Source organism: Pseudomonas sp. 1 R 17 (genome assembly GCF_900067035.1).
Taxonomy (GTDB): Bacteria; Pseudomonadota; Gammaproteobacteria; order Pseudomonadales; family Pseudomonadaceae; genus Aquipseudomonas; species Aquipseudomonas marginalis.
Genome location: NZ_FKLB01000006.1, coordinates 105,473 through 128,396, shown reverse-complemented (window position 1 = coordinate 128,396; position 22,924 = coordinate 105,473). Strand labels below are relative to the sequence as shown.

Genomic DNA, 22,924 nt, shown 5'->3' with positions numbered 1-22,924 from the left:
TACGCAATGAATGAAGTCATTTGCTTTCCGCCTGCTTGATGGCCAGCACGTCTTTAGGCGTGACCATGTCGCCTTTGTTGTTACCCCAGGCGTTGCGCTCGTAGGTCACCACGGCGGCGATATCCACTTCCGAGAGCTGCTTGCCGAATGCGGCCATCGCCGTACCGGGCTTGCCGTGGTAGACGAGGCTCAGGTGACCTTCCTTGGGCCCGGTGGCGATTTTCGAACCCTTGAGGGCCGGGAACATCGGTGGCAGGCCCTGGCCCTCGGCCTGGTGACAGGCCACGCAGGTGGTGTGGTAGACCTTGTCGCCGCGGGCCACCAGCTCTTCCAGCGTCCACTCCTTGGAGGTCAGCTCCTTGAGCTTGGCGGCCTCTGCCTTGCGCTCGCCGAGCCAGGTGTCGTAGTCGGCCTTGGACTTGACCTCTACCACGATGGGCATGAAACCGTGGTCCTTGCCACACAGTTCGGCGCATTGGCCACGGTAGATGCCAGGCTTCTCGACGCGGGTCCAGGCTTCGTTGACGAACCCCGGGATGGCGTCACGCTTGACCGCAAAGGCCGGCACCCACCAGGAGTGGATCACGTCGGCGGCGGTCACCAGGAAGCGCACCTTGGCGCCCACCGGCAGCACCAGCGGCTGGTCGACTTCCAGCAGGTAATGTTCGCCCTTGGTGGCCTGGTTATGGATCTGCTCGGCGGGCGTGGCCAGGTTGCTGAAGAACTCCACGTCCTGGCCCAGGTATTTGTAATGCCACTTCCACTGATAGCCGGTGACCTGGATATCGATATCCGACTCGGTGCTGTCGTAGATATTGATCAGGGTCTTGGTCGCCGGAATGGCCATCGCGACCAGGATCAGCAAGGGCACCACGGTCCAGAGGATTTCCACGGTGGTGCTTTCGTGGAATTTGGCCGCAACCTGGCCCGTAGAGCGGCGATGAAGGATCATCGACCAGAACATCGCGCCAAAAACGACAATGCCGATCACTACACAGATCCAGAAAATGGTCATGTGCAGGTCGAACACAGCGTGACTGACTTCAGTTGCCCCTGGCGCCATATTCGTTGTCCAGGCGGCGTGCGCCTGGCCGAATACCGACCACAACAGGAGGCCCATCCAAACATGTGGATGTCGCGTCATTGCGGGTTCCCCTTATCGTTCTTGTTATCCCGCCGGTTTGCACCTGCGTCGAAGGGAGCGGCTTCCATACTGCTTACAACCGCTTAGCCTTACCTGCTTATGCAGTCTGGCGTCATCAGCTAATCGCGTACAAACCCGAGTATAGACACGCTCTGCAACCCCGCAATGTGTAGGGGCAAATGAGCAAAAATGAGTGGCCAGGCCTAATAAAACCGGGTGCGGAATCGTTTATCCGACCAACGATGGCAATTCGATATAACGCCTGTGCATAACCATGAAATAATTATGACAAATGCGTCTTAGGCGCTCGTATAAACGAGCTACCTTATGCTGTCCCTATTCCTACGCCTGCTTCACTGGAGCCTTCATGAACACCGCCGCATTGCGCGAGCAGATTTCCCGTGCCCATCAACACGAATCCAGCACTGGCCAGTTGGCCAAGCAGCTGGAAGAGCAATTGCCGCACCTGCATTCGGCCATTTCCCTGGCTGATGGCGATCGCAACATTGTCATGACCCGTTTCGTCACGGCCTACATCGATCTCGTGCCGGACCTGCTGGACGCCGCCAACGACGTGGCCCGCGAGGCCGGCATCGAAAGCCAGATCAAGCCAGTGCTGAAAATCGCCGAGCATTTCTTCCTGCAGCCCCCCGCGATCCTGGCCGGCCATGAAGGGCTCGACGGTCTGCTGGACGAGGCTTACCTGGCCCATCGCCTGGTGGAAGAGGTCAACGATTTGTATATCAAACACTTTGGCCGGCCACTGATTCCAGCAGATACCACCGTGGCCAACGTGATTGCCCATCAGTTGATCGGCGAAGCATTCGCCAACCAGCTGGATGAAGCCGTTCATCATGCGGTGGATGAAATGCTCAACGAAGACAGCTTTGCACTGGAGTCTGTCGAAGCGTATCGCGAACAGCTGAAAAGCCCGGCAACGGAAGCCGCGTGGAAGCGCTGGCCATGCCTGTCCCGCCAGCTGGGGGTTGAGTTGGCGTTGGACCAGCCGGCTTAAATCCTGAATTCGACACAGAACGAATGTGGGAGGGGACTACACCCCTCCCACATGTTGATCCGGTTCCGTCAGCCGACTGAGGGCGCCGAGCCGATCCCTGTCGTCATCCTGACCCGGCCTTCGAGCCTGCGCTTCAACCCACGCGCCTCGATCACCAGCCTCGAGCCCTTGGCCGCATTCGCCCGGTCCCATTCCTCCAGCAACTCCAGGCAGGAATGGTCGATATAACTCAGGTTACTCAGCGGTACGTGCACAGTCGTGCCCGGAGGCACCGTCGCCAGCACCCGGGTCAACGCCGGCACTTTCAGAAAAGTCGCCGCACCGGTCAAACGCAGCTCCATTTCCCCCTCCGGGGGCAGGTCGATCAGACTGACTTTCAGGCGCGAGGCCTTGAGCGCCAGCTTGACCAGTGTGAGCCCGAAGCCCACCAGCACACCGGTCAGCAGGTCGGTGAAAATGATCGCCAACGCCGTGGCCGCGTAGGTAAACATCGGCATACGCCCATAACGACCGAGGGCCTTGAAGGCCTTGATGTCCACCAGCTTGATCCCGGTGTACACCAACACACCCGCCAGGCTTGCCACAGGAATGCTTTGCAGCACGCTCGACAGCAACAGTACGAACCCCAACAGCCATACGCCATGGAACATGGCTGACAACCGCGTGGTGGCACCGGCCTGCACGTTGGCCGAGCTGCGCACGATCACACCGGTCATCGGCAGAGCACCCACCAGGCCGCACAACATGTTGCCCACGCCTTGGGCGGACAATTCCTTATCGAAATCGGAACGCTGGCCGCTGTGCATGCGGTCGACCGCTGCCGCAGAGAGCAAGGTTTCGGCACTGGCGATAAACGCCACCGCAAACGCAGCGATCAACAACTGAGGGTCAGCCAGGTTCAACAGGTCGCTGGGACGCAGCCAATCGATGGCGTCGGCGAGGTTCTCCGGGACTTCCACACGCTTGACCTGCAGCGCCAGCACCAGGCTGGTCACCGTTGCCAGGCCCACGCCCAACAGGGCTCCGGGCACGAAACGCAGGGTTTGCGGACGGAATTTATCCCACAGGTACATCACCAGCATCGTCGACAAACCGAGCAATCCGGCCTGCCAACCCAGTCCGCCGCCCAAGGTAGGAATCGCCTGCACCAGCGCGGCGGGGAAGCCCGCCAGGTTATCCAGCCCGGAGGGCTTGGGCGCACCGTCGAGCATCACATGGATCTGCGATAGCACAATCAATACGCCGATCCCCGCCAGCATCCCGTACACCACCGCCGGCGCCGTGACGCGGAACCAGCAGCCCAGGCGCAGGCGCCCGGCCACCAGTTGCAGGAAGCCGGCCAGCAGCAGGATCGGCCCGAGCATCAGCATCCCATGCTGGCGCACCAGCTCGAACACCAATACCGCCAGCCCCGCCGCCGGGCCGCTGACCTGCAGCGGCGAGCCCGCCAACCAGCCCACCACCAGGCCACCGATAATCCCGGTGATCAGGCCCTTGGCCGGCGGCATGCCGGACGCGATGGCGATCCCCATGCACAGGGGCAGGGCGACCAGAAACACAACCACGGAGGCGAGCAGCTCCCGTGGCAATACAGCTTTCAATTGAGCAGCACGCATGATGGCTCTCCCGAGGTATTCGCCGGGCGCGGCAAAGCCTGGCTGCATCCATGGCAGCCACCGCTTTACCCGGCAGGGAAGTGTTTAGAAGCGCGCTTTAGGCGTCGCGGAAGGAATCGGCCCTTCGCCGCTTAACGGTCGGAATGCCGACTGATCAGCATCGTAGGCTCGAATTTCACTGGTCTCGATGTTGTAGATCCAGCCGTGAATAAACAGCTGACCGTTGGCCATGCGCGACGCCACCGAAGGATGGGTGCGCAAATGCTGCAGTTGGGCGATGACGTTTTCTTCGGTGAGCACTTTCATGCTCTCGCCTTCGTTGGCACAGTCGCAATTGTCCTCGACCATGGACTTGGCGACTTCGGCGTGCCGCAGCCAGGCCCTTACCGTTGGCATCTTCTCCAGGCTGGCGGGGTTGAGGACCGCGCGCATGGCGCCACAATCGGAGTGCCCGCACACGATGATGTGCTGCACGCCCAGGGCCAGTACTGCGTACTCGATGGCAGTGGAAACACCGCCGTTCATCTGCCCATAAGGCGGCACGACGTTACCGACGTTGCGGGTCACGAACAGGTCGCCGGGAGAGCTTTGGGTAATCAGCTCAGGCACGATGCGCGAGTCGGCGCAGGTAATGAACATCGCCCGCGGGCTCTGGGCCGTGGCGAGTTTCTTGAAGAGTTCTTCCTGCTGAGGGAAGACGTCGTGATGGAAATGCAAAAAGCCGTCAACGATGTGTTTTAGCGCTGCATCGGCAGACTCTGCCACCTGAGGGGCTGAAGCCGACGCAGCCAACGGCTGTTTATCCTTGTCACTCATGATTCATCCTCTTGATTAATGCAGGGGAGTTTTCAGGTCAGTTCGACGCCAGGCCAGTGAAATAGTTGTAAAAGCCACCAACCAGACTGCCGACTCATCAGTCACTCGCTGAACAAGGTAACCACCGAAACTTAACTCAAACTGAATGAACCGCTCTAGATCGCGGGTTTCAGTAATGTCAAAACGCGACTATTCCTACAGGAACGGTGCATTCTGCCTTTTCAGTCTACAACAATGCCATCTGTCTGCCCGGTGGACAGAACGCCGTGCAATCCAGATTGAAGCCTTCTCTGCGATCGAGCCCCAGGCGTTTGATCGCCTTGCTGAAGCGCTGGGCCAGCAGGTCGGCAAACGGCCCCTCGCCCCGCATGCGGACGCCGAACCGACTGTCGTAGACCTCACCACCGCGCACCTGGCGCACCAGGCTCATCACATGGGCCGCACGCTGCGGGTAATGCGCCGCCAGCCACTCTTCGAACAGCGGCGCCACCTCCAGCGGCAGGCGCAACATCATGTACGCCGCACTCTGCGCACCGGCGGCATGGGCTTCGGTAAGCAGGCTTTCCAACTCGCTGTCGTTGATCATCGGGATCATCGGCGAGCACAGCACGCCCACCGGGATGCCCGCCTCGCGCATCACCCGTATGGCCCGCAACCGTGCCTTGGGCGCGGCGGTGCGCGGCTCCAGGATGCGCTTGAGCTCATCATCCAGGCTGGTGAGACTGATCATCACCGCCACAAGGCGTTGCCTGGCCAGCTCCGCCAGCAGGTCCAGGTCACGCAGGATCAACGAGCCCTTGGTGATGATGGTGACCGGGTGCCGATAGCGCAGCAGCACTTCGAGGGTTTGCCGGGTGATCCTGTACTCACGCTCGATAGGCTGGTACGGGTCGGTGTTGGAACCCAGGTTGATCGGTGCACACACATAGCCCGGCTTCGACAACTGCTGTTCCAGCACGTCGGCCGCATTGCTCTTGGCGATCAGCCTGGTTTCGAAATCCAGCCCCGGTGACATGTCCCAATAGGCATGACTGGGCCGTGCATAACAGTAAATGCAGCCATGTTCGCAGCCACGATAGGGATTGATGGAGCGGTCGAACGGCAGGTCCGGAGAGTTGTTGCGGGTGATGATGGTCTTGGCCGTTTCGATGCGCACTTCGGTGCCCTGGGTCGGCGGCACTTCCTGGTACCAGCCGTCGTCCTCCGCCACGCTGACGGTGGGCGCAAAGCGGTTATGCAGGTTGGTGGCCGTGCCCCGACCACGGGGCGGCAGCGGAGTAGACATGAAAGCGCCTCGATACTGTTTTTATATACAGTATCGAGGCGCGAGGTTCCTGACCAGTGCCGTCTGGCGGTCAGTGCTTTTGTGTGACCTGCCCCAGGTCATCGCCCGAGGTGGTGCGCATGTCGTTCTTGCGCAGGTCGGCCACGTCACTGGCTTTCACTGCGGCACCCTGGTTACCCCAACTGCCACGGATGAAACTGACCACATCCGCCACTTCCTGGTCCGACAGGCGCCAGGCGAACGCCGGCATGGTAAAGGTCGACGGCGCCGTGTGAGTGGCCGGCAACGTGCCGCCGTTCAACACGATGTTGATCAACGACGTGGCGTCTGCAGTCTGCACCACCGGGTTGCCCGCCAACGCCGGGAACACCCGCGTGTAACCATGGCCATCGGTACGGTGGCAGGCCGCGCAGTTGTCGATGTACACCGAGGCGCCGGGCTTGCTGTCATCGCCCTTCCACAGCGCCTCGGCCACCTGCTTGTCATACTGGTGCGGCTGGTCCTGCGGGTCCACCGCCGGCAGGCTCTTGAGGTAACGGGCGATAGCGGTCAGGTCGTCCTGGGACATGTACTGCATGCTATGCACGACCACGTCGCTCATACCGCCAAATACCGCGCTGCGATCACTGCGACCGGTCTTGAGGAATTGCACCAGCTGCGCCTCGCTCCAACTGCCGAGGCCGTCCTTGTGGTCACCGCGCAGGCTCTTGGCGATCCAGCCTTCCAGTGGCGCGCTGCCGGACAGGAAGGCCTTGCCGTCAGTCGCGCTCAGGGCTTTTTCCTGCATGGTCAGGGCGCGTGGTGTATGGCACGCGCCACAGTGGCCAAGGCCTTCCACCAGATAGGCGCCACGGCTGATCACCGGGTCTGCGTCGGCCACGACAGGCTTATCCACCACCTCAGGGGCAAACATCCAGCGCCACGCCGCCAGCGGCCAACGCATGCTCAACGGCCACGGAATGTCGCTGTCCTTGTTCACCTGGGCGACCGGTTCCACGCCCTTCATGAAGTACGCATACAACGCCTGCATGTCGCTTTCGCTGACGCGCGCATAAGACGGGTAGGGCATCGCCGGGTAAAGCGTACTACCACTCTTGGCGACACCGTGACGCACGGCCTTGTCGAAGTCCTCGAAGCTGTAGTCGCCCAGGCCGGTCTTGTCCGGGGTGATGTTGGTGGAATAGATCACACCGATGGGGGTTTCCATCGGCAGGCCACCGGCGAACGGTTTGCCGCCCTTGGCGGTGTGGCAGGCCACGCAGTCGCCGGCGCGGGCCAGGTATTCGCCCTGCTTGATCAGGTCGGTTTCGGCGGCACTGATCGAGCAGCTGCTGAGCAGGGCAAACGTCGCGATAACAAATGCTTTCATGGTCATCGCTCCTTATGCCTGAACCAGCGGGCCGGGGTTTTTCAGGTACTGCTCGCGAATCGCCCGGGCCGACCAGTAGGTCAATGCCGCCACCAGGCCTGTAGGGTTGTAGCCCAAGCCCTGTGGGAAAGCGGATGCGCCGGGAACAAACACGTTGTGTACATCCCAGCACTGCAAGTAGCGGTTCAGCGCACTGGTCTTCGGGTCGGTCCCCATGATCGCGCCACCGTTGAGGTGGGTGGTCTGGTAGGACGCGGTGTTGAAGTGCTCACCGACTTTTTTGCCCAGCACGGCTATCGCCTTGGGGTTCATCGCTTCGGCGACCTTGCCCATTTTCTCAACCATGAAGCGGTTCATCTTGATGTCGTTTTCCTGCCAGTCGAACGTCATGCGCAGCAACGGCAGGCCGTAGGCATCACGGTAGACAGGGTCCAGATCCAGGTAGTTACCCCGGTAGGATTGATGGGCACCGTGAGCATCCATCGACACCTGGTGGGTGTAGTAATCGGCGGTGGCGCGCTTCCAGGCACTGCCCCAGGCCGGAGTGCCGGGCGGGTTGGACGTACCGGCAATCGGCCGGCTGCCGGCCTGGTTGACCCACATCGGCGAACCGCCCACAAAGCCATGGGGCCCGTGATCGAAGTTGTCGGCGTTGAAATCATCGATGGCCACGCCATTGCCGCCGGCACCGATAAAGTTGTTGGTATGGGTGTCCTTGTCGAAGAACGCCTTGATGGTGGCCATGTTCTGGTAGGCAAAGTTCCTGCCCACCACACCCTCATTGGTCATCGGGTCGTAAGGCTTGCCGATGCCCGACAGCAGCATCAGCCGCACGTTGTGGAACTGGAACGCGCCGAGGATCACCAGGTCTGCCGGTTGTTCGCACTCTCGGCCCTGGGCGTCGATGTAGGTCACGCCGGTGGCCTTGCTCTTGGTGCTGTCCAGATTGACCTTGAGCACGTGGGAGTTGGGCCTCAGCTCGAAATTCGGCACCTGGCGCAGCGCCGGCAGGATGTTCACGTTCGGCGAGGCCTTGGAGTACATGTAGCACACGTAGCCGCTGCAAAAACCGCAGAAGTTGCACGGGCCCATCTGCGCGCCGTAGGGGTTGGTGTAAGGTCCCGAGGTATTGGCTGACGGCAGGTTGTAGGGCTTGTACCCGACGCTGGCGGCGGCTTTCTGAAACAGCTGTGCGGAGACTGTGTTCTTTTGCGCTTCCAACGGAAACGGGTTGGAACGGTCCGGCGCATAGGGGTTGCCGCCACGACCTTCACCCACCACCTGGCCTTTCACGGTCCAGGCCTGGCCTGAGGTGCCGAAGACTTTTTCCGCATAGTCGAAAAACGGCTCCAGCTCTTCGTAGCTCACGCCGAAGTCCTGGATGGTCATGTCCTTGGGAATGAAATGCTTGCCGTAGCGTTCCTCGTAATGGCTGCGCATGCGCAGTTCAATCGGATCGACACGGAAATGCACGCCCGACCAGTGCAAGCCCGCACCGCCTACGCCGTTACCCGGCAAAAACGCGCCGAGCTGACGGTTAGGCAAGGCAACGTCATTCACGCTATGGCGAATCGTCACCGTCTCCTTGGAGATGTCCTGGAAGAGTTTTTTACGCACGCTGTAGGTCAGTTCGTCGATGACCTGGGGATAGTTGCCGTCCGGGTAAGTGTCCTGCATCGGGCCGCGCTCCAGCGCTACCACGTTCAGCCCGGCTTCCGTCAGCTCCTTGGCCATGATCGCGCCGGTCCAGCCGAAGCCGACAATCACCGCATCCACTTTCTTCATGATGGTCGCCACGTTTATGCCCTCTCGCCGCGGATGGATACTGCCGGGAAGGGGTACTGCTCATTGCGTTCCACCCAGTCCATGAAATCGGCGCGGGCGCCGGGGAAGCCAATCATGGTCCAGCCGACCATGCCTTTGTTGCCACCATGGATCGGGTCGCAGAAGAAGCCTTCCTTGGTGTTTTGCAGCAGCAGGTTGAAGAACATCTTCGGCGGCACCGCGTCAAAATGTGCCGTAACCTCACTGCCGCCCGCCTCCAGGCGCCGCAACATATCGTCTCGGGTAGCGCTGTCTTGCGCAGCAAAAACTTTGCCGTTGAACGCCTTCGACCAGGCATCCGTCGCGGCAATACCCAGGCGATAGATGTCCTTGGGCACCAACTTGCTCTGCCAGCCCATCTCCGGTGGCGCATCGGCATTAAACGGGCCTTGCATGAACCACAGGGCACCGCTGGCGTAAGGCGTGTTCATCTGCCGGTCGATGTACTCCGGCGCGCCAGCTTCCAGGGCGCCGGGGCCTTGGGCATCGGCCGGGATCAGACGCTCGACGGCAGCGTTGATAAACGCCCATTCCTCGGCAGTGAAATAGCTTGGCTCGTAGGCTTTTTCGCTGGCCGCAGGCTTGGCTGGCGCAGCCTCGACCGGCGCAGGCGTCGCCATCAGCATCGAACCGCCAAGGCCGGTGCTGGCAACCGTGACCACCGGGATCAAGGTCAAGGATTTGCGTAGAAAGTCACGCCGGGGGTTGTCTTGATCTTGATCAGACATGGTGGCACCTCATCATGTGGTCACGGGGTTATCAGCCGCTTCTAGGGAGTGGCTTGGCGTTGTCGGGCGGCGATCTGGATCCAGGTGATCCAGGGAGATAGAGCGCAGCGCGCAAACAATAGTTACAAATGATAGCAGCCTAAGCATCGAGAGAATCGCTTCAGCGACTAAAGATTGAGGATTCACGATTCTTTGACGCACACCTCACACCTCCTTGACCCGCCGTGACCGACTCTGGGCGCCATCAACCACTCCCTATAGGGTGACGTCGCCCATGTACAAGCATCATTGGTTGCCAGCCCTGGGCCTCGCGTTCATGGCACTGTTCACCACAGCTTTTGTTCGGGCCGATGACGCTACGTCCCTGCGTTCTCCAGAATGGGCCCAGCCAGTGGGCGACCGCTACAACCTGCATCAAATGACGCCCACGCTCTATCGCAGCGCATTGCCGGATAGCAAGGCAGCGCCGTTGCTGGAACAGCTCAAGATCGGGACCGTGATCAACTTCCTGCCCGAGTCCGATAGCAACTGGCTGAAGGCGCCAGGCATCCGTCAGGTTCAGTTGAGTTATCGCACCAACCATGTGGATGACTCTGACGTGCTGGCGGCACTCAGGGCGATCAAGGAAGCGGAAGCTGACGGCCCGGTGCTGATGCATTGCAAGCACGGCTCTGACCGCACCGGCCTGATGGCGGCGATGTATCGCGTGGTGATTCAGGGATGGAGCAAGGAGGATGCGCTGAACGAGATGACCTTGGGCGGTTTCGGCACCAGTAACGGCTTCAAGGACGGCGTTCGCTACATGATGAGGGCCGATATCGACAAGTTGCGCACAGCCTTGGCGAATGGCGATTGCAGCACCAGCGCCTTTGCCCTGTGCTCAATGAACAGCTGGCTGAACCCGGCGAACAAGGATCACGAGCCCGCCGAGGAAAAAACCGCACTGCTGGTCACCCCCTGAGACGCACTCCCAGGGGGTAGACGAGTCAGTCTTTCTTCAGCTTCGGGTTAGGAAAGAACTGCACCGCCTGCACCTTCGGGTCCGGCGCTTTCAACGCCGATGTATTGACCCGCGTGCCCAATTCCTTGGGCACCGACAGACCTTGATCATTCAGCGTATCGGTGTACCCGCAGGCCACGCACTCACGATGCGGCACGCTGTCCTCGGTCCACATCTTCAACTTGTCCGGTTCGCTGCACGCCGGGCAGACCGCCCCGGCGATAAATTGCTTTTTGGTAATCACAGGCCCTTCACTCATGCTGCTGCGTCCTCACTCAGGCCGCTGTGGCGCAAGAGTGCGTCAATCGACGGGGCACGTCCGCGGAAGTCGACGAACAGCACCATCGGCGCCTGGGAGCCGCCGCGCGCCAGGATCGCCTCACGGAATGCACGGCCGGTCTCTGCGTTGAGCACGCCGTCTTCTTCGAATTTGGAGAAGGCATCCGCCGACAGCACTTCGGCCCATTTGTAGCTGTAGTAGCCCGCGGCATAACCGCCAGCGAAGATGTGCGCAAAGCTGTTGGGGAAACGGTTGTAGGCCGGAGGACGCATCACCGACACCTCATCGCGCACGCCTTCGAGCACCTGGGCCACGCTGCGGCCATCGCCATGGGTGGCATGCAATTCGAAATCGAACAGCGAGAACTCCAACTGGCGCACCATCATCAGGCCGGACTGGAAGTTCTTCGCCGCGAGCATTTTTTCCAGCAGGTCCTGGGGCAGTGGCTCGCCGCTTTCATAATGACCGGAGATCAGCGCCAGGCCTTCCGGCTCCCAGCACCAGTTCTCCATGAACTGGCTTGGCAACTCCACCGCATCCCACGCCACGCCATTGATACCGGACACGCCGGCATGCTCGACGCGGGTCAGCAGGTGATGCAGGCCATGGCCGAATTCGTGGAACAGGGTGGTCACTTCATCGTGGGTCAGCAGGGCAGGCTTACCGCTGTCGGCAGGGGTGAAGTTGCACACCAGGTTCGCCACCGGGCTTTGCAGCACACCGTCGATGGTGCGACGACGGTCGCGCGCGCCGTCCATCCAGGCACCGCCACGCTTGTTGGCGCGGGCGTACAGGTCGAAGAAAAAACGCCCGACGTGCTGGCCGTTTTCCTTGATTTCAAACAGGCGAACATCCGGGTGCCAGGTGTCGAAGCCTTTTTGCTCGGCAATCTCGATGCCGTACAAACGCTGCACGATGGCGAACAGGCCGCCCAGCACCTTGTCGATCGGGAAGTAGGCGCGCAGGGCTTCCTGGGACACGCTGTAGCGTTGCTCACGCAGCTTTTCGCCGTAGAAACCGCTGTCCCAGCTTTGCAGGTCGGCGCAGCCTTGTTCGGCGGCGTAGGCCTTGAGCTGTTGCAGGTCCTGGGCAGCGAACGGCTTGCTGCGCTTGGCCAGGTCACGCAGGAAGCTCAACACCTGGTCGCTGGACTCGGCCATCTTGGTGGCCAGGCTCAGCTCGGAGAACGAGGCGTAACCCAGGAGCTTGGCCAGTTCCTGACGCAGATCGAGGATCTGTTCCATCACCGGGCCGTTATCGTTCTGACCGGCATTCGGACCTTGGTCTGACGCACGGGTGCAGTAGGCCGCGTAGATTTCTTCGCGCAGGGCGCGGTCCTGGGCGTAGGTCATGACCGCGTAGTAGCTCGGAAACTCCAGGGTGATCAGCCAACCGTCGAGGCCTTTGGCCTGCGCGGCAGCGGCCATCTGCGCCTTGGCCGAATCGGTCAGGCCGGCGAGGGTGGCTTCCTCGGTGACGTGCTTGGTCCACGCCTGGGTGGCGTCCAGCAGTTGGTTGGAGAATTTGCTGCCCAGCTCGGAAAGCTTGCTCTGCACTTCGGCGTAACGTTTTTGCTGCTCAGGCGGCAAGTCGATACCCGAGAGGCGGAAGTCGCGCAGGGAGTGTTCAAGAATAGTTTTTTGCGCCACGTCGAAACCGGCGGCTTCCGGGCTGTTGGCCAGGGCTTCGAAGGCTTGGAACAGCGCGCGGTTCTGGCCCATCTCGGTGGAGTAGGCACTCAACGCCGGCAGGCACGCCTCGTAGGCTTCGCGCAGCTCGGCGCTGTTGCACACGGCGTTGAGGTGACTGACCGGGCTCCAGGCGGCGCCCAGGCGATCATTCAATTCGTCCATGGCCAGCACCAGGCCGGCCCATGTCGGATTTTTACCCTGGCTTTGCAGGATGCCTTCGATGGCAACACGGTTATCGGCGAGGATCTGTTCGATGGCCGGTTGCACGTGCTCGGCACGGATCGCCGAGAACGGCGGCAGGTCGTAGGACTGCAGAAGAGGGTTGTTCGCGCTCACGGTTGGCACCTTGGCTGAAGAAACATGTAAGAACAAAGATGGGGCCATCTTAATTACAATCAACGCCCACCGCAGCTATCAGCACATAAGAGAGAGGCTATCGTGACCCTTCGCACCTATCAGAACCACACGCCAACCCTGGGCGCCGGGGCTTTTGTCGATATTTCGGCGGTGGTGATCGGCGATGTCGAAATCGGCACCGACAGCTCGGTCTGGCCGCTGACCGTGATTCGCGGCGACATGCACCGCATCCGTATCGGCGCGCGCACCAGCGTGCAGGACGGCTGCGTGCTGCACATTACCCATGCCGGACCGTTCAATCCTGGCGGTTTCCCGCTGCTGATCGGCGATGACGTGACCATCGCCCACAAGGTCATGCTGCATGGCTGCACGGTGGGCAACCGGATTTTGATCGGCATGGGCAGCATCGTGATGGACGGCGCCGTGGTGGAAGACGACGTCATCATCGGCGCCGGCAGCCTGGTGCCACCGGGCAAGAAACTCGACAGTGGTTTTTTGTATGTGGGCAGCCCGGTTAAACAAATCCGCCCGCTGACTGACAAGGAACGCGCCTTTTTCACCTACAGCGCCGCCAACTACGTGAAGCTCAAAGACCTGCACCTGGCTGAAGGATTCGACCAATGACCCTCCCTTACCAAACCGTCCTGTTCGACCTGGATGGCACCCTCACCGACCCACGCGAGGGCATCACCCGCTCGATCCAGTACGCCCTTGGCAAACTGGGCATCGACGAACCCGACCTGACCCAACTCGAACACTTCATCGGCCCGCCGTTGCTGCAAGCCTTCATGCAGTTCTACGACTTCGATGAGGCCAAGGCCTGGGAGGCGGTGAATTTCTACCGCGAGCGCTTCAAGGTCACCGGGCTGTATGAAAACCGCGTATTCGAGGGCGTGATGCCGCTGCTCGAAGACCTGGACAAACAGGGCCGCCAGTTGTACGTCGCCACATCCAAGCCCTGGGTGTTTGCCCGCGAGATCGCGCGGCATTTCGATTTTGCCAGGCACTTCAAGGTGATCTACGGCAGTGAACTGGACGGGACACGCACCAACAAGGTTGAGTTGATTGCGCATGTGCTCCGCGAAGAAGGCCTGGATCCGGCCACTACCTTGATGATCGGTGATCGTAAGCACGACCTGATCGGGGCGCGCAGCAATGGCGTGGATTCGGCGGCCGTCGGTTATGGGTTTGGCAGTTTCGAAGAGTTGAACGCCGAAGCGCCGACCTGGCATTTCGAGACGTTGGCGCAGATGCATCAGGCGTTTTTGATGCGGCCCTGAGGCCGCCATCGGGGGCAAGCCTCCTCCCACATTGGGAGCGGCTTGCCCGCCGATGAGGCTCTACCGATCAGTACCTTCCAACCGCCTCAACGCAGCCTTGCGCTGCCCCACCGGCAACTCGCCCATCTTCTCCACTGCGGCGTAAAACTTGCGCCAATCCCCGCCTTCCTGCCTGAACAACGCCGCAAACGCCGGCACCCACCGGTCATACAGCCCGAACGGCAACAACCGCGCATTGTTCATCGGCAGGTTCATCCAGGCGTCATAACGCTTGTCCCCGCCCCATTGGCTATCGCGCATCTGCCGGTACTCACGGCGCAACGCCTCGAATTCGGCCGCCTTGGCCTGGCGCATCGCCTCGACGGACAGCGGTTGCACGTAGAGTTTTTCCAGGCGCTTACGGGTATCGAGGATCAGCTGGGTAAATTGGTCCCGCTGCTGCCGCGTCGAGCTGCCAAGCGGCGCCAGGCCCTGGGCCGCGCGCCACTGGCGGGTGCCTTCCTGCTCGACGAAGCTGGCAAACGACTCGTTGAATTCGGTGTCATCCTTCACGTAGAACCGCTGGTGCGCCAGCTCATGGAAAATCAGCGTGGCCAGGCGTTCGTCGCCCCAGTTCATCATCGAATTCATGATCGGGTCGTTGAACCAACCCAGGGTGGAATAGGCTTCGACGCCACCTATCGATACGTCCATGCCTTGCTGGCGCAACAACGCCGCCTCACCCCGTGCCGCGCCCTGGCTGTAATAGCCGCGATAGGCCACGCAACCGGCAATGGGGAAGCAATGGGTTTGAGGCGCCAGGGAAAATTCCTGCGTGGCGAAGACATTCCAGACCACATAAGGTCGGCCGATATCGGCATACAGCCGGTAACTTTGGTTGTCAGGCAGATTCAGGTGTTCGCTGGCGAAGGTTCGAGCTTTCTGTGCTTGAGCCAGATGATCACGCAGCCCCTGCGGCCGCGACGGATCGGCGATGACCTCGGCAACCGGCTCCCGGGCTCGCAACAGCTGCCACTGACCACCTGCCAATTGGCTGTAGTAACTGACGCTGGAGCAGCCACTGAGCAGCACGACTATCAACCCTGGAAGAAAACGCCTGACCATGCCCCGACCGCTCCTGGGTGATGTGTTCGCCAGACTATCGCGCCTGAAGGGGATTTTTCCACGGCGTGGCGTGTTTATACTCAAAGCTCTCCTTGCGTTGAGTACCTGCCATGCGCCAGCTCCTGCTTCCCGTCGTCGCCCTGTTGCTCAGCGCCTGCGCTTCGACCCCCCTGCCGCCGGTCGATCCGCATCAGGCCTGGGTCGATTTCGCTACGCCAACGCCGGGAGCCAAGCTGGTGATGGCGCAGCGCCTGGATGGTAAGAACCTGCCGGACGGACGCTACTTCCAGGTTTCACCGGGCAGTCACGAGTTGATGGTGCGCTTTGATTTCGAGGTGCCGACCGGCGGCAGCCTCAATGGCTTTGGGCAAACGGCCGACCGCACCTGTTTCATCACTCTGCAGTACGACCATTTCGAGGCTGGCCAACGCTATCGCCTGGAAGGGCGCTCATTGGCCTTCACGCCGAATATCCGGCTGTATAACGCCGCTCGCCAATTGCTGGCGGAAGAACGCAGCGTCAACTGTCTCTGATCAATCGTTGTTCTTCTGATAGATGATGGCTTTGGTACCGTTCTCACAGCTGCCGACGACCATGGCGACGTCGTGCTTGTCAGCCTCTTCCTTGCTGACAATTTCCAAGGTGTAGGACGGAACCGCGTTCGCCTGGATCTTGACCTCAATCTCTTTCCTGAGCTCTTCGCAGTCTTTTGGTGCGGCCACAGCCGATGTGGCCAACACACCGCAAATGATCGCCAAAGCAAAACGTTTCATGTGTGAAGCTCCCTGAATGCATGCGCACGGGTGTGCGCCTAAGGCTGCATAGGCTATAGGACCACATTCGGGAAACACGAGTTCTGATTTAACGCAGAACAAAATGTGGGAGGGGGCTGGCCCCCTCCCACACTGGACCTGCAGTGTCAGTTGACCAGCGTGGCATCCAGGCTGATCTTCGCATTCAGCACCTTGGACACCGGGCACCCTTCCTTGGCCTTCTTGCTCAATTCATCGAACTGCGCCTGGCTGGCACCTGGAATCTTGGCCTTGAGCACCAAGTGCACGGCGGTGATCGCGAAGCCGCCATCGACCTGGTCCAAGGTCACTTCGGCCTGGGTGTCGATGCTGTCAGCCTTGAGCCCGGCGTCGCCGAGAATCATGGAAAAAGCCATGGAGAAACAGCCGGCGTGGGCCGCGCCAATCAGTTCTTCAGGATTGGTACCCTTGCCGCCTTCGAAACGGGCCTTAAAGCCGTAGGGCGCTTCGCGCAGCACGCCGGTTTCGGTGGAAATGGAGCCCAGGCCAGTCTTCAGATCACCTTCCCAATGCGCGGATGCCTTTTTAACGATACTCATAGCTTTCTCCTCGAACGGTGGTTTTGCGTCGGTAAGGTTCTGAGGATAGACGCGCCGGCAAAGTTCAGTTGTAAGAGAAACCTAGCAATTAAGTAGGAAATTTCATTGCTGCTATTGAATCTCGGGTATATGCCCTCATTGCATAGGGCATGCACATGAAGCGGCAGGTTTTGGTTCGTCTAAGAAGCCTGCGCCCCCATTGGAGAAGCAGGCTTATGAAATCGCTGTCCGACGTAAAGTTCTCGACCCTCGACCTGGTGCCGGTGCGCGCCAACGGCAGCCCGGCGCAGTCGTTGCGCAATTCCCTGGATTTGGCCCAGCATGTGGAAAAGTTCGGCTACAACCGTTTCTGGGTGGCGGAACACCACAATATGGATGGCATCGCCAGCTCGGCCACCTCGGTATTGCTGGGTTACCTGGCCGGCGGTACCTCGACGATTCGCGTCGGCTCCGGCGGCGTGATGCTGCCCAACCATGCACCGCTGGTGATCGCCGAGCAGTTCGGCACCCTTGAAAGTCTCTACCCCGGACGTATCGACCTGGGCCTGGGCCGCGCACCCGGCTCCGACCAGATGACCGCTCGCGCCCTGCGCCGTGAACGCTCCGGCAGCGCGGATGACTTCCCGGAAGACGTGGCCGAGCTGATGGCCTACCTCGGCCCACGCACACCGGACCAACGGGTGATTGCGGTGCCCGGCACCGGCACCAACGTACCGGTATGGCTGCTGGGTTCCAGCCTGTTCAGCGCGCAACTGGCGGGCGAACGCGGTTTGCCCTACGCCTTCGCCTCCCATTTCGCACCGCGTTTGATGCACGAGGCGATTCGCGTGTACCGCAACCACTTCAAGCCCTCGGCCGTGCTGGACAAGCCTTACGTGATGCTCGGCATTCCATTGGTTGCCGCCGACACCGATGAGCAGGCCGACTACCTGGCCACCTCGGTGTACCAGCGCATCCTTGCCTTGATGCGCGGGCAAAGCCTGGTGCAGCGCCCACCGGTGAAAACCATGGACGGCCTGTGGCTGCCCCATGAAAAAGACGCCGTCGGCAGTTTCCTCGGACTGGCAATGGTGGGCAGCCCGGCGAAGATCCGTGCCAAGCTGGAAGTACTGATCGAACAGACCGGCGCCGACGAATTGATCTTCACCTGCGACCTGTACGAGCACGCCGATCGGATTCATTCCTACGAGCTGCTGGCGCAGTTGATGAAGGGCTAAACCCCCAGGCGAAAAAAAACCGACGCACCTGTGCGTCGGTTTCAAGCCTGCCACACGGCATTAACCGCGCTTGTAGACGATTTCCTTGGTACCACCCTCACAGGTGCCAACCACTTTAGCGTCGGTCGAGGCGCCTTTATCCACGACTTCCAGCGAATAACCCGAAGCGCCCTTGGCGTCGATTTTCGCTGCAATTTCACTTTTCAGCTCTTCACAAGGCTTGCCCGCCGCCAGGGCTGTGCCCGCAATGCTCAACAAACCTACCGCTAACAGGAACTTCTTCATCCGTCACTTTCCTTGCGCTGATTGAAACGAGCGTGCCGACGCTGCAGGCATCGGCACCCATTGTTTGTAGCGCAGGTTATGGCAATCGGCCAGCCGGCAAGTTCAACCGACGCGATCAACTACTGGCAATTCGAAACCCCACCTTGAGCGTGACCTGATAGTGGGCGACCTTGCCGTCCTTGATATGACCACGGGTCTCCGTCACCTCAAACCACTCCAAGTGCTTGATGCTCTTGTTGGCTTCGGCCAGGGCATTGTTGATTGCGTCTTCGATGCTGGTGGTGGATGAACCTACCAATTCGACTTTCTTGTAGGTGTGATGATCAGACATGGTGTTTCTCCTGAGGGTCGTCAATAAAGCCTAGCAGTCATTGTTCATACTGCTTCTGGCGACCGTTCCTACCCGAAAGTTCAGATTTACTGCACTTTCTGAAAACGCTGGAGTCGGTATCTACACACGCCACTCAATCACTTCAGGAGAATTCACATGGCCAACACTTCTTTACGCAAAGCGTCGCTGGAAAGCATGGAAGCCGAGATTTCGAGCCTGCTCAAGTCCCTTGAGAGCCTCAAGGACGATGCGTCGGATGAGTCGCGCAAAACCCTGAAGGCCCTGAAAAGCAATGCCGAGAATGCCCTCAAGCATTCCCGTCACCTGATCAGCGATGCCTACGAAGAAAGCAAAGTCAAAATCCGCGAAACCGGTGTTGCCACCCGGGACTACGCACAAGAGCACCCATGGACCACCGCCGGCGTCGCCGTTGGCGCACTGGGCCTGCTGGCGGCTTACCTGCTGTGCAAACGCGGTGACTGATTGACCGGCTACACCGGCTGGCGCGCCAGCTCAGCCTTGAGCCAGTGCGCCAATTGACCCGCGCGCCCGTCTGCGGCGCGCTTGGGTAGCCACAACGCCAGGTGCGCCGGGGTTTCACTGAAACCCCACGGCGCCACCAGGCGACCCGCACGCAGGTCCTCTGCTACCAGCGGTTCTGGCGCAATCGCCACGCCCAACCCTGCAACCGCCGCCTCCAGCAAATAATACAAATGCTCAAAACCCTGGCCGTGTTTCAACGCGCCGGGCTCGATGCCGTGCTGCTGCGCCCAACTGGGCCAGGCTTGCGGACGGGACGTGGTGTGCAATAAAGCTTCGCCACACAAGGCGTGCGGCGGCGCCTGGCGCAGGCGCTGGTAGCCGGCAAAACGCGGGCTCATCACCGGGCCGATACGCTCGCTCGCCAGTTCATATACCTGCATATCCGCCGGCCACGGCGGTTCGGCGAAGACCAGCAGGGCATCGAGACCGGGGCGTCGGGGGTCAAGGTCGCCGTCGCCCGCCGACAGGTGCAGGCGCAGGTCCGGCAGATCGGCATTCAAGCGTCCCAGGCGCGGGATCAACCAACGCGCCAGCAGACTGCCTGAGCAGCCGAGCACGAAAGGCGCGTCGGCGCTGGCCTGGGTGAGTTCGGCGCACACGTCCCGCAAGCGCTCGAACGCCTCCGCGCTGGCATCTCGCAACCGCACACCTGCATCTGTGAGTTTAAGGCCGCGCCCGTCCTTGATGAACAGGCTGACACCTAAATGCTCCTCCAGCACTTTCAACTGGCGGCTGACCGCACCGTGGGTCACGTGCAATTGCTCGGCAGCCTGGCTGACGCTGTTGAGGCGGGCAGTGGCTTCAAATGCGCGCAGGGCATTGAGGGGCGGGAGGTCGCGGCTCATCTGTGAGTTTTCCTGACAGGTTGCCGCGATCTTATCGGTTTTCAGCGCCGGATGTGAGGGGTAGAGTGGCCGTCATTGCTTCCCATACAGAATTTCTACCTGGAGCGTCCCATGACTCAGTCCCAGACCGATCTGCGCAACGGCCCTGATGCCAACGGCCTGTTTGGCGCGTTTGGCGGCCGCTACGTCGCCGAAACCCTGATGCCGTTGATCCTCGACCTGGCCCGCGAATACGAAGCGGCCAAGATCGATCCGGCGTTCAACGAAGAGTTGGCCTACTTCCAGCGCGACTACGTCGGCCGCCCCAGCCCGCTGTATTTCGCCGAGCGCCTGACCGAGTTCTGCGGCGGCGCCAAGATCTACCTCAAGCGCGAAGAGCTGAACCACACCGGCGCGCACAAGATCAACAACTGCATCGGCCAGATCCTGCTGGCGCGGCGCATGGGCAAGAAACGCATCATCGCCGAGACCGGCGCCGGTATGCACGGTGTGGCGACCGCCACCGTGGCCGCGCGTTTCGGCCTGCAATGCGTGATCTACATGGGCACCACCGACATCGAGCGCCAACAGGCCAACGTGTTCCGCATGAAGCTTTTGGGCGCTGAAGTGATCCCGGTGGTCGCCGGCACCGGCACCCTCAAGGACGCCATGAACGAAGCCCTGCGCGACTGGGTGACCAACGTCGACGACACCTTCTACCTGATCGGCACCGTGGCCGGCCCGCACCCGTACCCGGCGATGGTGCGCGACTTCCAGGCCGTGATCGGCAAGGAAACCCGCACCCAGCTGCAAGCCCAGGAAGGCCGCCTGCCGGACAGCCTGGTGGCATGCATCGGCGGTGGCTCCAACGCCATGGGCCTGTTCCACCCATTCCTGGACGACACCAGCGTCGAGATCATCGGCGTTGAAGCCGCCGGCCACGGCATCGAGACCGGCAAGCACGCCGCCAGCCTCAACGGTGGCGTACCGGGCGTGCTGCACGGCAACCGTACCTTCCTGCTGCAGGACGACGACGGCCAGATCATCGACGCCCACTCGATTTCCGCCGGCCTCGACTACCCCGGCATCGGCCCGGAACACGCCTGGTTGCACGATATCGGCCGCGTCCAGTACACCTCGGTGACCGACGATGAAGCCTTGGACGCGTTCCACAAATGCTGCCGCCTGGAAGGGATCATTCCTGCCCTGGAAAGCGCCCATGCCCTGGCCGAAGTGTTCAAGCGCGCACCGACCCTGCCGAAGGATCACCTGATGGTGGTCAACCTGTCCGGCCGTGGCGATAAAGACATGCAGACCGTGATGCACCACATGGAACAGTCTCAGCAGGAGAAACACTAAATGAGCCGCCTGCAAACCCGCTTTGCGCAACTCAAGGAACAAAACCGCGCCGCCCTGGTGACCTTCGTCACGGCCGGTGACCCGGGTTATGACACCTCGCTGGCGATCCTCAAGGGCTTGCCCGCTGCGGGCGCCGATGTGATCGAGTTGGGCATGCCCTTCACCGACCCGATGGCCGACGGCCCGGCCATCCAACTGGCCAACATCCGCGCACTGGAAGCCAAGCAGAACCTGCTGAAAACCCTGCAGATGGTGCGAGAGTTCCGCAAGGACAACAACGACACCCCGCTGGTGTTGATGGGCTACTTCAACCCGATCCACAAATACGGCGTGCCTAAGTTCATCGCTGACGCCAAAGAGGCCGGCGTCGACGGCCTGATCGTGGTCGACATGCCGCCCGAGCATAACGGCGAGCTGTGCGACCCGGCCCAGGCTGCGGGTATCGACTTTATTCGCCTGACCACGCCGACCACCGATGACGTGCGCCTGCCGACCGTGCTCAACGGCAGTTCCGGGTTCGTGTACTACGTATCCGTGGCCGGTGTGACAGGCGCTGGCGCCGCGACCCTGGAACACGTCGAGGAAGCCGTGACCCGCCTGCGTCGGCATACCGACCTGCCGATCAGCATCGGTTTTGGTATCCGCACACCGGAACAGGCGGCCGCCATCGCGCGCCTGGCCGATGGCGTGGTGGTGGGCTCGGCCCTGATCGATCACATCGCCAATGCCAGTAACGATCAACAAGCAATCGATGGCGTATTGAGCCTGTGCGCGGCGCTGTCGGAAGGTGTGCGCAACGCCCGTAAGTAAGCGCCATGTAGCGAGAGGTAAAGTTCCTGATACAGAGGAATCAACGCGCGCAATCACGGCCTAAACAGCAAGACCAAGGGATTTCGAACCGCGTTCGAGATCCCTTTTTTGTATGTGTGCCCTGAGGAATACCCGATGAAAATGCCCAAATCCGTGATTGCAGGTCTTGGTGTGCTGGTGCTTGGCGCCAGCGCCCTGGTGCAAGCCGCGCCGCCTGACCAGCGGGGTGACGACCGTGGCGGCCCGCAGGGCCAGCACGAGCAACGGGGCGACGACCATCGCGGCCCGCAGGACAACCGTCGCGGAGGCCCGCCCCAGGACTTCGGCCCGGTACGCCAGATCATTCACGATAACCACGGCCAGTTCTCCCGTGGCGCACCGCCGCCGCCGAATGTGCGCCTGGTGCGCGGCCAACCCCTGCCGCGCGGCTACTACGGCGAGCGCCTGGACAACCGTGCGCTGGCGCGCCTGCCGGTGTACCCGGGTTATGAGTGGCGCCGTTCGGGGCCGGATGTGGTGTTGATCGCGGTGGGTACCGGTATCGTCTATGAAATTCTGGACGGCGTGCTGAACTGATCCGGGCTTTTTCCATATAGGCTAGGCTTGAGGGGGAACACACCCCCTCAACACACTTCGTGCCTATTGCCGTCTAACCACCTCTGCAAGTCACGCCTTCTTGCGTTGCCGGTCGTTAA

The 22,924-nt window shown here is 61.0% G+C and carries 25 protein-coding genes; 10 read left to right on the top strand and 15 right to left on the bottom strand.

The features are described from left to right. Positions 1–16 precede the first annotated feature (16 nt). Positions 17–1,144, bottom strand: a complete 1,128-nt coding sequence (gene coxB / locus BFP99_RS00665) for a cytochrome c oxidase subunit II (RefSeq protein ID WP_065926843.1) — start codon at positions 1,142–1,144, stop codon at positions 17–19. 367 nt (positions 1,145–1,511) lie between these two features. Between coxB and BFP99_RS00660 the strand changes: the two genes are divergently transcribed. Beyond that, positions 1,512–2,159 carry a hypothetical protein gene (locus BFP99_RS00660; RefSeq protein WP_065926842.1) on the top strand — a complete coding sequence of 216 codons (648 nt, stop codon included), beginning with the start codon at positions 1,512–1,514 and terminating at the stop codon, positions 2,157–2,159. Between the two features lie 68 nt (positions 2,160–2,227). On the opposite strand, the gene BFP99_RS00655 is transcribed toward BFP99_RS00660, so the two are convergent. From BFP99_RS00655 to BFP99_RS00630, 6 genes are all read right to left on the bottom strand, one after another. Continuing rightward, positions 2,228–3,775: a SulP family inorganic anion transporter gene (locus BFP99_RS00655; RefSeq protein ID WP_065946461.1), complete on the bottom strand. Its 1,548-nt coding sequence runs from the start codon at positions 3,773–3,775 to the stop codon at positions 2,228–2,230. Positions 3,776–3,859: 84 nt separating this feature from the next. Continuing rightward, the gene (locus tag BFP99_RS00650; protein ID WP_027608119.1) at positions 3,860–4,591 is read right to left on the bottom strand and encodes a carbonic anhydrase; all 732 of its coding nucleotides are present in this window, start codon (positions 4,589–4,591) and stop codon (positions 3,860–3,862) included. 226 nt (positions 4,592–4,817) lie between these two features. Then, positions 4,818–5,876, bottom strand: coding sequence for a PA0069 family radical SAM protein (locus BFP99_RS00645; protein WP_065926840.1), 1,059 nt, complete (start codon positions 5,874–5,876; stop codon positions 4,818–4,820). 70 nt (positions 5,877–5,946) lie between these two features. Then, a complete protein-coding gene (locus BFP99_RS00640) occupies positions 5,947–7,245 on the bottom strand; it encodes a cytochrome c (RefSeq protein ID WP_027608121.1) in 1,299 nt (432 codons plus the stop codon). Positions 7,246–7,257: 12 nt separating this feature from the next. After that, a complete protein-coding gene (locus BFP99_RS00635) occupies positions 7,258–9,042 on the bottom strand; it encodes a GMC family oxidoreductase (protein ID WP_065946460.1) in 1,785 nt (594 codons plus the stop codon). Positions 9,043–9,044: 2 nt separating this feature from the next. Further along, a complete protein-coding gene (locus BFP99_RS00630; protein ID WP_027608123.1) occupies positions 9,045–9,797 on the bottom strand; it encodes a gluconate 2-dehydrogenase subunit 3 family protein in 753 nt (250 codons plus the stop codon). A gap of 274 nt (positions 9,798–10,071) precedes the next feature. Between BFP99_RS00630 and BFP99_RS00625 the strand changes: the two genes are divergently transcribed. Next, entirely contained in the window at positions 10,072–10,758 is a 687-nt protein-coding gene (locus tag BFP99_RS00625) for a phosphatase domain-containing protein (protein ID WP_065946459.1), read from the top strand. Positions 10,759–10,783: 25 nt separating this feature from the next. On the opposite strand, the gene BFP99_RS00620 is transcribed toward BFP99_RS00625, so the two are convergent. Both BFP99_RS00620 and prlC read right to left on the bottom strand, forming a co-directional pair. After that, complete coding sequence (locus tag BFP99_RS00620; RefSeq protein WP_027608125.1) at positions 10,784–11,056, bottom strand: YheV family putative zinc ribbon protein; 273 nt, start codon at positions 11,054–11,056, stop codon at positions 10,784–10,786. Beyond that, the gene (gene prlC, locus BFP99_RS00615; RefSeq protein WP_174556988.1) at positions 11,053–13,152 is read right to left on the bottom strand and encodes an oligopeptidase A; all 2,100 of its coding nucleotides are present in this window, start codon (positions 13,150–13,152) and stop codon (positions 11,053–11,055) included. Before prlC ends, BFP99_RS00620 begins: the two co-directional genes overlap by 4 nt. A 54-nt stretch (positions 13,153–13,206) precedes the next feature. Here prlC and BFP99_RS00610 point away from each other — a divergent pair, with 54 nt between their 5' ends. Both BFP99_RS00610 and BFP99_RS00605 read left to right on the top strand, forming a co-directional pair. Further along, positions 13,207–13,749, top strand: a complete 543-nt coding sequence (locus BFP99_RS00610; RefSeq protein WP_065926836.1) for a gamma carbonic anhydrase family protein — start codon at positions 13,207–13,209, stop codon at positions 13,747–13,749. After that, complete coding sequence (locus BFP99_RS00605; protein ID WP_065926835.1) at positions 13,746–14,405, top strand: HAD family hydrolase; 660 nt, start codon at positions 13,746–13,748, stop codon at positions 14,403–14,405. Before BFP99_RS00610 ends, BFP99_RS00605 begins: the two co-directional genes overlap by 4 nt. A 60-nt stretch (positions 14,406–14,465) precedes the next feature. On the opposite strand, the gene BFP99_RS00600 is transcribed toward BFP99_RS00605, so the two are convergent. Next, positions 14,466–15,509: an aminopeptidase gene (locus BFP99_RS00600; RefSeq protein ID WP_065946458.1), complete on the bottom strand. Its 1,044-nt coding sequence runs from the start codon at positions 15,507–15,509 to the stop codon at positions 14,466–14,468. Positions 15,510–15,619: 110 nt separating this feature from the next. On the opposite strand from BFP99_RS00600, the gene BFP99_RS00595 reads away from it, so the two are divergent. Then, a complete protein-coding gene (locus BFP99_RS00595; RefSeq protein WP_065926833.1) occupies positions 15,620–16,042 on the top strand; it encodes a PA0061/PA0062 family lipoprotein in 423 nt (140 codons plus the stop codon). Here BFP99_RS00595 and BFP99_RS00590 read toward each other — a convergent pair whose 3' ends face one another. After that, positions 16,043–16,282 (bottom strand): DUF1161 domain-containing protein, encoded by a 240-nt coding sequence (locus BFP99_RS00590; protein ID WP_017734725.1) that lies wholly within the window; start codon positions 16,280–16,282, stop codon positions 16,043–16,045. Between the two features lie 146 nt (positions 16,283–16,428). Further along, positions 16,429–16,860, bottom strand: coding sequence for an OsmC family protein (locus BFP99_RS00585; protein ID WP_065926832.1), 432 nt, complete (start codon positions 16,858–16,860; stop codon positions 16,429–16,431). Positions 16,861–17,075: 215 nt separating this feature from the next. On the opposite strand from BFP99_RS00585, the gene BFP99_RS00580 reads away from it, so the two are divergent. Further along, positions 17,076–18,077 (top strand): LLM class flavin-dependent oxidoreductase, encoded by a 1,002-nt coding sequence (locus tag BFP99_RS00580; RefSeq protein WP_021491416.1) that lies wholly within the window; start codon positions 17,076–17,078, stop codon positions 18,075–18,077. A gap of 60 nt (positions 18,078–18,137) precedes the next feature. Here the strand turns inward: BFP99_RS00580 and BFP99_RS00575 are convergent, their stop codons facing one another. Both BFP99_RS00575 and BFP99_RS00570 read right to left on the bottom strand, forming a co-directional pair. Further along, positions 18,138–18,362, bottom strand: a complete 225-nt coding sequence (locus tag BFP99_RS00575; protein ID WP_005783407.1) for a DUF1161 domain-containing protein — start codon at positions 18,360–18,362, stop codon at positions 18,138–18,140. A 115-nt stretch (positions 18,363–18,477) separates the two neighbouring features. Next, positions 18,478–18,693 (bottom strand): dodecin, encoded by a 216-nt coding sequence (locus BFP99_RS00570; protein WP_027608132.1) that lies wholly within the window; start codon positions 18,691–18,693, stop codon positions 18,478–18,480. 156 nt (positions 18,694–18,849) lie between these two features. On the opposite strand from BFP99_RS00570, the gene BFP99_RS00565 reads away from it, so the two are divergent. Then, on the top strand, positions 18,850–19,176 hold the full coding sequence (locus BFP99_RS00565; RefSeq protein WP_003170746.1) for a DUF883 family protein: 327 nt from the start codon (positions 18,850–18,852) through the stop codon (positions 19,174–19,176). A gap of 8 nt (positions 19,177–19,184) precedes the next feature. On the opposite strand, the gene BFP99_RS00560 is transcribed toward BFP99_RS00565, so the two are convergent. Continuing rightward, complete coding sequence (locus BFP99_RS00560; RefSeq protein WP_065926831.1) at positions 19,185–20,081, bottom strand: LysR family transcriptional regulator; 897 nt, start codon at positions 20,079–20,081, stop codon at positions 19,185–19,187. Between the two features lie 111 nt (positions 20,082–20,192). Here BFP99_RS00560 and trpB point away from each other — a divergent pair, with 111 nt between their 5' ends. From trpB to BFP99_RS00545, 3 genes are all read left to right on the top strand, one after another. Then, complete coding sequence (trpB, locus tag BFP99_RS00555; protein WP_027608134.1) at positions 20,193–21,419, top strand: tryptophan synthase subunit beta; 1,227 nt, start codon at positions 20,193–20,195, stop codon at positions 21,417–21,419. After that, positions 21,420–22,229 carry a tryptophan synthase subunit alpha gene (gene trpA, locus BFP99_RS00550; RefSeq protein WP_065926830.1) on the top strand — a complete coding sequence of 270 codons (810 nt, stop codon included), beginning with the start codon at positions 21,420–21,422 and terminating at the stop codon, positions 22,227–22,229. It abuts the gene before it with no gap. Between the two features lie 135 nt (positions 22,230–22,364). Next, a complete protein-coding gene (locus BFP99_RS00545) occupies positions 22,365–22,805 on the top strand; it encodes an anti-virulence regulator CigR family protein (protein WP_027608136.1) in 441 nt (146 codons plus the stop codon). The last annotated feature ends 119 nt before the right edge of the window (positions 22,806–22,924 follow it).